This is a genomic window from Peribacillus sp. NPDC096540, assembly GCF_050278525.1.
GTDB lineage: Bacteria > Bacillota > Bacilli > Bacillales > DSM-1321 > Peribacillus.
Map to the genome: position 1 here is coordinate 84,127 of NZ_JBNNTG010000025.1, position 11,429 is coordinate 95,555.

Sequence of the window (11,429 nt, forward strand, 5' to 3'; positions counted from 1 at the left end):
CTGCTGATCAGCTCCTGATATTGAAGTAAAGGTTATCCGTTAGTTGAAGAACGGGTATTTATTTCTAATGTCCCCTTAATTTCTTCATGTCTTCCTTGAGCATTTTAATTTCTTTTATTAATCCCTCTTCAATAAATCTATAATCCTTAATAATCAGGTCTAAAAACCGGTCTACTTCATCCATATCATAGCCACCAAATGCTCTTTTTTTGAAGGTCTTATCGTGAATAATCTCTTTATTCAATAGTATATTCGGATGAATTTTTTCATTAGTAGAAGGAACTTCTTCAACTGTCATAGAATCGACTATTCCCTCAGTGAAAATTAGTAAAATACTTTCTCCATCGTGATTTTCCATTCCAACCTCTATCCTTGTAAAATCAAGTTTTTGTACAGGAGACATAGAAGTTGTGGTTATATCTGTTATAAAATATTCTTCACGAATCATGGCTTGACAAACTTCATTCAATTTAGGGTAATCTTTTATATGTTCACTTAATCTTTCATATATCATAATAACCTCCATCAAATAGAACCAATTACTATTGGTTTGATTAGAAACCCGTTATTATCTTAGCATATCCTTGTAATGCTAACCTGCCCCTTTAGCTCCATAAAGAAAAAACTACCTTAAAGACAGTTCCGATCTTAAGCTAAAGCACCAGTTAGTTTAAGTGTACTTATTCACAATAATAGCAACTACCTTTAGAAATGATATTTGTATTTACATTTTACCGATTATATTTCCAACATTATCTAAGAAGTCTATATTTATGTTAGAGAAGTTTTTTTGATTTTTATTGTTCATCAATATCCAAATTCTAGTTTTTTCATTGAGCATAACAATATCTGCATCTATTCCATTAACTTTTATGGTCTTCGTTTCAGTAACTATATCTTTTGGTATGACACCGTGTAAAAGAATATCTTCATTTAACTCATCAACAACACTATAATATGAATAACCTCTATCTTCATCTTGAGAATAATATGTTTCTTTCCAACCAAATATCCCTTTTTCAAACTGTACTAATGAAACATTATTACCAACTTCAAATGGCACAAATGTATAATTACCAATTTGGTAAAATTCTTTATCGCCAATTTCATTTTGAGCAACTTCAGTCTTAAATTCGCTATTTGTGAATTTTCATCGACAGTTTTAGAACTTAGATTTACGGTTTCTATACTTGCAAATATTGCATATATAAAAATCATTGATATGACTAAAATTGAGATTGTTTTTGTACGTTTCCCCAAATTATCTCTTCCCCCATTATTATTTTTTATTTCCACTCTTAAACTTCTTGAATTAACTTATTGTTATTTTATCAGTTGTTCTTGTTAACCTAAACTGCCCCGATAGTTCCATAAAGAAGAAGCTGCCTTAAAGACAGCTCCGATCTTCAGCTAATGCACCCGTTAGCACAATAGTAGTTGAGTTAATTGACATTTAGGAAAATTACTACTGATAATAAAACAAGTATTAACATACTTTTAATTTTACTTTCCTTCCACATATCTAAAATTGAAAAGATTCCGCCTAAAATCAATAAAACAATACCAATGACTTTAATTATGCTTATGGCGAATAAAGTCCCTAAATGTGTAAAGAAAGCCCCTATTACAATAAAACCAATTGTAAAAATAAAACGCCGTGACCTAAAATCATTGATTACTGATTTTTTATCGTCAGTATTCATTTTTAAATAACCTCTAACAACCATAAAAGTTGGTATTCCCCACATAAAAATAAAAGTTACAAGAGAATCAGTATCTATATTCAATAGTTCCCTCTCCCATTCAGCATTACCATTTTACCACAAAAATCCATTATCCTACTTAAACTATCCTCCCGTTAGTTGCATAAGAACAAGGCTGCCTCAGCAACTTTCTTATTGAAGTAAAACACCTGTTATCTCTTAATAATTCACAGAAATTGAAAAGAGTAATAAGAAAGCTAAAACAACTATAATAACTACTTTTGATAATTTTATTAGCTTTACACTTTCAAATGTCTAATTTAATAAATAAAAGAAACCTATTACCCATATTCCGTCTTGAAAAATAGTAGCACTAATATTTCTAATCATATTTGAATAAAAGTATAAATCCACAGCGTTCACCCTCGTATATTAGAAGTATAACAATTGTTTCTAATTCTTATAGTCCTTCTAGATAGCCTTGTCCAACAAGGGCATAATGTTTTTCATAATCCTTATATGAAAATATCATTTTTTTTAAAAATTATTCATAAATACTTACAAATAATAAAATAATGCTATTGTTGGTGGACACAGCAGGAGGAGCTGTTTTGGGAGCTGCTGGTTTCTTTGCGAATAAACTCAAAATCCCTAATCCAGTAGCACTTGCTTTTGCAACCGGTCTTGGTGCTGCTGGTTATTTAGGTACAAATATTTCTTATGGTGTTGAGCTAAGAATTAATAAGACTTTTGTATCATCAAAGATTAGATACGTTCCGACAGGTGTAAAATATCAGTCTAAGTAAGGATGGTTTCATGAAACGAATTGACGTTGTTTTGCTATTTATGGTTGTAATTATCTCTGCATTACTGTTTATTCTTCTTCAAGGAAAATTATCTAACAACTATATAGTTTTAGTGATTTTTGGGTTTGGATTAGTTGTTGGTGGTTTGGTTAGGTTTTTCAAAAAAGGCGCCTAATTAGCCCAATGAAGTCTATTATGTTGGATAAATCAACCTACAAGCCAAATTAACCCCTTAGGTACTAATGAACTTTCAGCACCTAGGGAGTCTTGCGGGAATTTACAAAGAGGTTTATGTTTGAGAGATATCATAAAAACAAATAAAGGAGAGCACATATTAACCATGAATAATATGTGCTCTCCTTTTATCTTTTATAGAACTAACGCACCCGTTAGTTTAAGTGAGAAACATCACAAACAGAGTATTAATTCATTTTAACAATATTTTTATTTTATTTGGCTATGTTAAAGATTTTGATTGATTGAAAAAACGCAAAAGATTTGGTTACTTATGTTTAAAAATGACATTGTGATAATTTCTACTTATTAAATTTTAAGGGTGGTAGTAAATATTCTATTAGCTATTTTTTAATTTGAAAACCTATATTTAACAAAGCAGTATTCGTTTCTGTGATATGAAAAAAGTGAAACAACTTGTTTATATTTCAAGTTATCAAATCAAACTAAATTAATCCTTTTTTGCACTCAATCTTTCTAACTTTTCTTTATTAATGATAAAATACTTTCTTCCTTTTTTTTTCAATAATCCTTCTTCAAGGAATTGGTTAAGTGTGTATAATAAATGTCGATAGCTTACCCCGACGTATTCTGCCGTTTCGGTATGCTTCTCTTGAAAGCATCCATCGTTTTCTATTTGAAGAATATATTTCGCCAGTCGATTTCTGAATTCATAATCCTGCATAGCTGTGTAATGATCCGTTCTTTTAAGTAATTTATCACCTAAATATTTTGATAAATTATGGAGAAAAAGATTGTCATTTAACAGATGCTCTTTCGATGAAGCCAATGGAACCGCTAAGCAAGTGCAGTCATTTATAGCCACAACATCTTTTAAATTCTTTTCCACCTCAATCAAGGATAATTCACCAATAAAATCATCTTTCTTTAGAAACTGAATCAGCGCACGTTTTCCATTTTCGTGTACTATGTATATTTTTGCCCGCCCATCCAATAACAAAAATAAGTATTGAATATCTTCATCAAAGCGCACTATATATTCGTTAGAAGAAAACTTACAAATAAAAGCCTGATGTAAAACTGCTTTCGGAAAAGTTTCTTGAATATCATTATATATATCTACAAAATTTTCAGCGTAATCCTTCAAATTGATTTTTTCCATTATATCACCTCAATATGAGATATCTCCTATTATTATATTCTTACTTTCGATATATTACTAACAAGAGGTGGATAGGAATGAACAAATACAAACATATTATTTTTGACTTAGATGATACGATACTTGATTTTCAAGATTCAGAAGAAAAGGCTTTAAAACAAATTATTACGCGATACGGGGTGCCCTATAACAAACAAACCATTGCATGTTATAAGCGCATTAATGATGGATTATGGTATCGATTAGAGGAAGGCTTGATTTCTCGTGAAGAGGTGCTGACAACGCGTTTTTCACTTTTTTTGAAGGAATTTAATATAGATGAAAACGGAGCAAAAGTTGAAACTATGTACCGTGAGCATTTAAACCAAGGACAAAAGACAATTATCCATGCACATGAATTATTAAATGCATTAAGTAAGCAAGATTATAAATTATATATTGGAACAAACGGGGTAGGAATAACTCAAAGAAAAAGATTAGAGGGTGCCAAGCTACAAGGATATTTTGAACAACTTTTTATCTCCGAAGAAATTGGTTATGAAAAACCGAATCCCCATTTCTTTAACTATATTTTTGATGCCCTGCATACAAGCCGTAAAGAAGAATTTTTAATGATAGGTGATCGTTTAACATCGGATATTCAAGGAGCTATCAATGTCGGAATTGATTGTGTATGGTTTAACCCAAAGAGAAGCATGCCTAAATCATGTTCACCTAAGAGCACATATACGATACCAAATTTAATGCAAATAATGGACTTATTAGAGGAATAATCATGAAAAAAGTAATTCAATCGATTCTGCTCTATATAGTAAGTGCTATTGGCATTAGTCTTACATTAAAAGCTGATATTGGAGTAAGCAGTTTTAATGCGATGAATTTATCCATATCTGAATGGACTTCCATCAAAGTTGGGACAATTACATTCATTGCAAATCTCATTTTTCTAATCGGCTATATCTGCCTATGCGAAAAAAAGGATTTTAAAAAATTTACTTTGATGTTCATTTCCATCTTGTTCTTTGGAATGGTTATTAATTTTTTTCTCTATACTATTTTCGGTACGATTCACGTAGAGAATTATTTAGTAAGAATCGGACTATTTATTTTCGGTGCGGTACTAGCCGGTGGAACAACAGGCATTATTTTATCATTAGATATTATTCCTTTTCCTATTGAAAGTTTATGTTTACGAATAGCTGAATTAACAAAACGCTCCTTCTCCCAATACAGATATTGTGTCGATTTATTCTCCATTATTCTTTCCATAACAATATCACTACTATACAATTTACCAATCAATATTCGAGAAGGAACGATTATCAGCTTCTTCTTATTGTCCGGCATTATTTCTTATACACGATTGAAATTTAAAAACTATCAGCTGAAACCAAAAACTCAATAAAAAACATAACTAAAAAATAACCTCTTCCGGATAAGAATCCAAAGAGGTTATTTTTATCAAACTTATTCTAAACGATCAATCTTTTTTGTAAAACTACAGTTAAACTACCCTGCACCTTTAGTTACATAAGGAAAAGCTGCCTTAAAGACAGCTCCGTTCTATTAAAGTTTGATCATTTCTTATAGAACTAAAGCACCCGTTAGTTCATTAAGAAAAGAAAATAAATGAGATATATTAAATGACTTTAGTTTAAATTCTAGTTGTTATTCTCTAATAAAATCCAATCTTTAAAATAGACGTCATCTTTTAAGTTCAAATAGTATTTTAAAAATCTTATAAACTCTTGAGTATCTACTTCTTTATATTGATAATGGTCATAATAATTTTTGAGAAAATCTTCAGCTTTTAATTCTCCTCCATTTTCCCGAAAAACTTCCCAGAGCATTTTGGAAGATTTCCCATAAATATAACTACTCTGTTCGTTAGAAGAGTATTTATCTAATGGTAAGTTTACAGGTAAAGTAAATTCCCTAAAGAGCTCTTCATCAAAGGAAATATCATTACCTTGATTTGCATAAAACAACAAAGTAGCGAGCTCTGTTATACCTTCATCCAGCCAGGCATCGTGATAAGGATCATTACTTATAACTCCATAAAACCATTGATGAGCAATTTCGTGAACGACTATACGCTTTAGATGTTCAGGACTTTCAAGACGATTATAAATAGAACCAGCTGTTACTACACCTGGATATTCCATTCCTAATTCATCTAAGATAATATCCAGTTGCTTATGAGGATAAGGTCCAATAGTATCTTGAAAGTAATTCATTGCTTCAATAGCCATCTCGCTTATTTCTTTATGTAATTCTTTCCTTTCATCAACCCCAAATACTCTTATTGTAATGTCATCTGTCTTCTTTTGGATCACATTCGGTTCCTTCAATAATGAAATATAAAAATCTTTTAAGTTTTCCCCTTCTAAAACGCCTGTACGTTTACTTGGATATCTATCATTATCGCTGGATGAAATTATGGTTAAATCTTTTGGCAATTTGTATTGTATTTTGAAATCACTAAATGCAGTATGATAGGTCTCACCTTTAAGCCTATACGCTTCCTTATTCCATTTATGGTTTCTATATGTGGCAATCATAGGATACCATTGTGCTAAAAAATAATTATTTTCATTTTTGGTAAATCTTAAACCCTTCTCCGGAAGAGTGAATTCATACTTAATGTCCACAACTACATTTTGATTTGGTTCTAATTTTTCATTTAAAGGAACTGTTAATGTATCCTTTTCAAGATTGAACTTTACTGTTTTTCCATCAAGATTGATGCTTTCGACTTTAACAGTAGATGGTTTTTCTAAGTATGAATTAGTTTCAGTAAACATATTTGGAATAAAGTAAAATATTAACTGTTCCCATTTATCAGTAGAGATATTCTTTATTGAAGTAGTTGAATGGATTTTAAAATTCCCTTCTACATCCATTTCCATATTAATATCGTACTCAGACTCGCTACCTGGAGATAATCCTTTTGGTGAAAACTCTTCCTTACCCTGTTTAACCGTTGAAGTGCTTGGAAATTTCACCTTTTCAGTTTTATATACCATCCATATAGAACCAGATGCAATTAATAGTAGGCATATAATAATTAATTTTTTAATCTCTTCACCTCATTTCATTTCGATTTTTAACTTCGTAAAGAAAGTACTTCTTCAAAAAAATGTAAAATCCTTCTATTTTTCTTATTCAACTAAACTGCCCCGATAGTTGCATAAAGAAAATCTGCCTTAAAGACAGCTTCGATCTTCAGCTAACGCACCCGTTAGTTGAAGAAGGGTATCTTTCTCTATTTTGAAAGTATGATTTTACAAATTATCATACATGAGAAAAGAAGATAAATCGCACATTCAAATCCTATTTTTATAAACAAAAAATAAGCTGCGATTTCTCGTAGCTTATCTTCTGAAGATTATTGTTGGAATTTCAGTGAATTCTCACCGAACATTTTTTTAACGTAGTTTTCCTCTTGTAAAAAGCCTTTCTTCCCTAATTTATCGCCTTCATATTTACCGTAAGGCTCGGATAAGAAACTTACTAGGCTTTCTGCATCTTTATCAACTTGGTCAAAATTACCTTCGGCCCATTTATCTAACATTTTTTCATATCCGTCAGTTTTAGTAAGACGACTGATTTCAATAGAGTCTAATTGATTTTTCAAGTATTGGATGTTGCCTTTAGTCATTTGAGCTCTATTAATAGAATAAGGATCAACACCTCTAGGAGCATCCAATTTTCCACCGAAATTAACTTTTTGAAGTGTCATTACTATCATTCTAGCGATGATATCTTCTTCGTTGTTAACTTTACCGATTTCCTTTTGAGCTTTTTGAAGTTCTTCACTGCTAAGTTTGTAATCAACTTCTGCAGTTTGAGTATTTTCAGCATCTGCTACAATTTTGCCGTTGGGTTCATCTTGAGCTTCTGCGATAGGGCTGTTATAAGATAGAGAAGCGTAAGTTCCAAAAGCTAATAATGCTGCGCCAAGTGTTCCATACATAATTTTCTTTTTCATAATAAATTCCTCCAGATTGTACCTTGATTATTCATGCTTCATTTTAATTACTTCCTCTTATGGGCAAAGTTCACATTTACTATCATAACAGATACCTTAACTATTATCCTTGAATTGTTATTGTTCCATTTCCCAAGGGTTTTGATGACTTTTCTTTAGCTCACAGTACGAATACACTACGCTTCTTAAACTAACCTGCCCCGTTAGTGCCATAAGAAAAGGCAGCCTCAGCAACCTGCCTTATTGTAGAGTTGACACAAACTGTGAAGTAAAGGTGATGGAGAAATGGTGAAATAAAAGTGAAAAAGAAAGAGTAAGATATTACTCTTCCTTTTTGTCAATTTTATACTTATCTAACTTTAATGAAATGTCTCGAAGTAAACTGTTTCTTTCCTTTTGAGTTTTGATAAAGCTGATTAAAAACCAAGCAATAAATGCTATTGGAATCAAATAAAATAGTGTACCAGTAAGTGCCATGAAGTCTACCCAGTTCATTGTTTCTCTCTCCAATCTTTCTATTGGGAATTATAGCATAAATCCCCAGAAAAAAATTGATGAACAGTACGACTACACTGTGCTTGTGGAACTATCCTGCCCCGTTAGTTCCAAAAGAAAAAAAGCTGCCAAAGCAACTCTCTTATTGAAGTAAAGCACCCGTTAGTTGATTAAGGATATTTTATTTTTTTTTTTAACTGTTTATTTAAAAATACAAGAAATACTCTTTGAGATTTTTCCCTTTTTATAATTCTTTTTACACGCATTGTACTTTGTAAATACTGCCTAACATTTCTATTTACAAAAAACAATCGATGATATTTTTCATCTTCATATATATCTTTAAACCAAGTATGATTCTCTGATATGAGTCAGGATTTCTCAGCTACTGTCGCATATTCAGCTACTTTTGCAAAAACAGTTGTCACTAGTAAATATAGTTCCGTTACTATTAGAAGTGCCGATTTAAAATAAATAGTTTATAATTATCCTTACAATTTAATTGTTAGGGAGTGATCACTATTGTGACGAACTTTAGCATCATTGGTTCTATTATATTCATTCTTTTTATTCTATTTGTAGTAATGCTAATAAGGAAAATAATTAAATAAGTAAACCCTCTTGGAGAGGGCTTTTCTCAATACAAAAAGAGACGTCATAAAACCCGGACGTCTCTTTTTACATTTCTATATCTCGATCAATTTTTCGAGTATTCAAAGAATTTTCACCGAATCCTGCGGAAAGAATGCCTAAAAGAAAATCTAACATAGCTTAATTATCTCCCTGCTATTGAAGTAAAGCACCCGTTAGTTGAACAAGAAGATTTATGAAAAAACCGTATGCTATATTTGGCATACGGTTTAGTTTAAATGAAAAACGAGTTTTTAATTCATTAAATGTTTGACATAGCTTTCTTGATATAATCAGAAAGCTGTTTATCTATTTTATCTATTCCCAATCTCTTTCCAACTTCAGGATTCTCTTTATAATAAAGTTCTGCTGCTTTAGCCATTTCTGGATCCCTAAGAGACAACTTACTGAGAAGTTCATTCCATTGGTTTGCCAATTGTGTGACGTCTAAATCTTCAGATGGTGTTCCTTTTTCATATTCCACACGTATTTTTTCAGTAATTTCAACCCATTTACTTACATACTGCTTTCTTTCCTCTAGCCCAAGCTCTTTGAACATCTTTTCCTGTTGCTCTTGAGTAAAATATTTATCTTTATTCATATTAATCACCTCAATTAGATTTATAACTTGTTCTACTTTCACTTCCTGTTGACTGTTAAGCAACTCGTATATTCTTTCCAATCGAATACACAATTGTTCTTGTATTCGAATAGAGTCTTTTACACTTTCTAGCTGTACTTTTATAACTTTAACTGGATTCAAGTTTGGATTTCCAATCATTTCTTTGATCTCTTTCAAAGCAAACCCTAGCTGCTTAAGTGACATAATTTGTTGCAACTTAGCAATATCTGTTTCAGTATAAATCCTATGTCCCTTATCAGAAGTCTGCGAAGGAGAAAACAAACCAATTTTGTCATAATAATGGAGCATCCGAACCGTAAGCCCTGTTTGTTTAGCTAATTCTCCAATTTTCCAAGTTTTTTTATTCAGAATCAACCCCTCATTTCGTACAAATTATTTTAGCCGGCAACATTACTATACAACCTGACATTGTGTTAGGTTCAACTCCCTTTATTTATTTTTATTAAAAAAATTTATTTATTAACTCAACACGTTATATCAGTAATTTATTTCAAAGACGTAAGCCACTTTTAAATTTTATTGAATTACCCCATTATTTGAACTCCTTCTTCAACAAACCTGCCCCGATAGTTGCATAAGAAAAAAAAAGCTGCCTTAAAGACAGCTCTGATCTTTAGCTAACGCAACCGTTAGATTAATAAGAAGTAACTTTTATGTTTACCTTTTCAGAAAAAATCTTGGAGGTGAACCAACCTCTTGTTCTGCTTCAAAGTAAGCAAGTGAACCTTCAATACACGAAACAATAGAAGGCATTCCATAGCCAACTACTTTCTTTAAGGCTTCATTTAAGGATAATTTTTTACCATCAATTTCTTCGTTCCATGAAATTACATAACACTCATTTGGTGCACCTTGTTTTTTAAGTAAAGTAGCAATTTCTTGATAATCGGAATTAGGCGTTGGTATTTCAATCATATATTCTGGAATAAGTGTTTTGTTATAATCGTGGCAAAGTCTGTTCAATGCCTCTACTCTTTTCCTTTCTGATGATAGTTCAAATATAACTCTATCTTGTATTCTTTTAGAAAAGAACCTTTTTACAATTCTTTTTTCTTGTTCTTTATCCATTATGACCTCCGATACACTGCTTGTTTGTATTAATCATAACAAAATCCTTATTGAACTAACCTGCCCCGTTAGTTCCATAAGAAAAAGCCGCCTTAAAGACAGCTCCGGTCCTCAGCTAACGCACCCGTTAGCTGAATAAGCGAGTATTACAAACTTGTTCTTATATTATTTTTATAAATGTCCACTTTATTTACTGTAAAATTCAATAATTGATTTTTTCCATTGATTTCAAGAGCAATATTTATTGATAAAGGTAACTGAATTTTTTTAACTACATCTTCTAAGGCATAGTATTCGTCTTCTCTTTTGTTATAAAAAACAACTGAACTAATAAATAATTCATCATCTTCAATATCAAGACTGCACATCATTGGAAACTTTTCACCATCATTTGTTGATAATTCCCCTGATATTATCGAACCATTTAGTTCTTCTGTGAAATTTTTTGTTTCTGATGGTCTTACCCAAGTTTCGTCTTGGTCTTCATTTTCCTCTTCATCTATTGCCCATTCCCATATCGGACTTTTTTTAAAGTCCTCAATGGTTAATTCATCAACTGGTTTACTTTTACTCATAATTACTATCTCCTTTGTTGCCCGTATAACGGATTAATTCTATATGGTAACAAATAAATCCTTCTTCAACTAAACTGCCCCGTTAGTTCCGTAAGAAAAAGGCTGCCTTAGCAACCTCCCTAATTGAATTAGGAATGAATATAGTATTCTTTTAAACTGAT

At 31.4% G+C, this 11,429-nt stretch carries 14 protein-coding genes; 4 read left to right on the plus strand and 10 right to left on the minus strand.

Annotated elements, in window-relative coordinates:
• Positions 1 to 64: 64 nt before the first annotated feature.
• The 3 genes from ACQKMR_RS19755 to ACQKMR_RS19765 form a co-directional block, all read right to left on the minus strand.
• The gene (locus ACQKMR_RS19755; protein ID WP_427698837.1) at positions 65 to 514 is read right to left on the minus strand and encodes a DivIVA domain-containing protein; all 450 of its coding nucleotides are present in this window, start codon (positions 512 to 514) and stop codon (positions 65 to 67) included.
• A 210-nt stretch (positions 515 to 724) separates the two neighbouring features.
• Positions 725 to 1,063 carry a hypothetical protein gene (locus ACQKMR_RS19760; RefSeq protein ID WP_427698838.1) on the minus strand — a complete coding sequence of 113 codons (339 nt, stop codon included), beginning with the start codon at positions 1,061 to 1,063 and terminating at the stop codon, positions 725 to 727.
• Positions 1,064 to 1,442: 379 nt separating this feature from the next.
• Positions 1,443 to 1,787: a hypothetical protein gene (locus tag ACQKMR_RS19765; RefSeq protein ID WP_397330336.1), complete on the minus strand. Its 345-nt coding sequence runs from the start codon at positions 1,785 to 1,787 to the stop codon at positions 1,443 to 1,445.
• 527 nt (positions 1,788 to 2,314) lie between these two features.
• On the opposite strand from ACQKMR_RS19765, the gene ACQKMR_RS19770 reads away from it, so the two are divergent.
• Together ACQKMR_RS19770 and ACQKMR_RS19775 are read left to right on the plus strand one after the other, a co-directional pair.
• Complete coding sequence (locus ACQKMR_RS19770) at positions 2,315 to 2,509, plus strand: hypothetical protein (protein ID WP_427698839.1); 195 nt, start codon at positions 2,315 to 2,317, stop codon at positions 2,507 to 2,509.
• A 10-nt stretch (positions 2,510 to 2,519) separates the two neighbouring features.
• Positions 2,520 to 2,684, plus strand: coding sequence for a hypothetical protein (locus ACQKMR_RS19775; RefSeq protein WP_427698840.1), 165 nt, complete (start codon positions 2,520 to 2,522; stop codon positions 2,682 to 2,684).
• A gap of 510 nt (positions 2,685 to 3,194) precedes the next feature.
• On the opposite strand, the gene yeiL is transcribed toward ACQKMR_RS19775, so the two are convergent.
• Positions 3,195 to 3,866: a transcriptional regulator YeiL gene (gene yeiL, locus ACQKMR_RS19780; RefSeq protein ID WP_376106634.1), complete on the minus strand. Its 672-nt coding sequence runs from the start codon at positions 3,864 to 3,866 to the stop codon at positions 3,195 to 3,197.
• Positions 3,867 to 3,943: 77 nt separating this feature from the next.
• On the opposite strand from yeiL, the gene ACQKMR_RS19785 reads away from it, so the two are divergent.
• Both ACQKMR_RS19785 and ACQKMR_RS19790 read left to right on the plus strand, forming a co-directional pair.
• Positions 3,944 to 4,639, plus strand: coding sequence for a YjjG family noncanonical pyrimidine nucleotidase (locus ACQKMR_RS19785; protein WP_427698841.1), 696 nt, complete (start codon positions 3,944 to 3,946; stop codon positions 4,637 to 4,639).
• Positions 4,640 to 4,641: 2 nt separating this feature from the next.
• Positions 4,642 to 5,271, plus strand: coding sequence for a YczE/YyaS/YitT family protein (locus ACQKMR_RS19790; protein ID WP_427698842.1), 630 nt, complete (start codon positions 4,642 to 4,644; stop codon positions 5,269 to 5,271).
• A gap of 256 nt (positions 5,272 to 5,527) precedes the next feature.
• Here ACQKMR_RS19790 and ACQKMR_RS19795 read toward each other — a convergent pair whose 3' ends face one another.
• The 6 genes from ACQKMR_RS19795 to ACQKMR_RS19820 form a co-directional block, all read right to left on the minus strand.
• Positions 5,528 to 6,892: a M1 family metallopeptidase gene (locus tag ACQKMR_RS19795; RefSeq protein ID WP_427698843.1), complete on the minus strand. Its 1,365-nt coding sequence runs from the start codon at positions 6,890 to 6,892 to the stop codon at positions 5,528 to 5,530.
• 362 nt (positions 6,893 to 7,254) lie between these two features.
• Positions 7,255 to 7,857, minus strand: coding sequence for a hypothetical protein (locus tag ACQKMR_RS19800; protein WP_427698844.1), 603 nt, complete (start codon positions 7,855 to 7,857; stop codon positions 7,255 to 7,257).
• A 321-nt stretch (positions 7,858 to 8,178) separates the two neighbouring features.
• Complete coding sequence (locus ACQKMR_RS19805) at positions 8,179 to 8,352, minus strand: hypothetical protein (RefSeq protein ID WP_427698845.1); 174 nt, start codon at positions 8,350 to 8,352, stop codon at positions 8,179 to 8,181.
• Positions 8,353 to 9,244: 892 nt separating this feature from the next.
• Positions 9,245 to 9,979 carry a MerR family transcriptional regulator gene (locus ACQKMR_RS19810; RefSeq protein WP_427698846.1) on the minus strand — a complete coding sequence of 245 codons (735 nt, stop codon included), beginning with the start codon at positions 9,977 to 9,979 and terminating at the stop codon, positions 9,245 to 9,247.
• A gap of 303 nt (positions 9,980 to 10,282) precedes the next feature.
• Complete coding sequence (locus ACQKMR_RS19815) at positions 10,283 to 10,693, minus strand: hypothetical protein (RefSeq protein ID WP_427698847.1); 411 nt, start codon at positions 10,691 to 10,693, stop codon at positions 10,283 to 10,285.
• 146 nt (positions 10,694 to 10,839) lie between these two features.
• Positions 10,840 to 11,268, minus strand: coding sequence for a hypothetical protein (locus ACQKMR_RS19820; RefSeq protein WP_427698848.1), 429 nt, complete (start codon positions 11,266 to 11,268; stop codon positions 10,840 to 10,842).
• Positions 11,269 to 11,429: the final 161 nt, after the last annotated feature.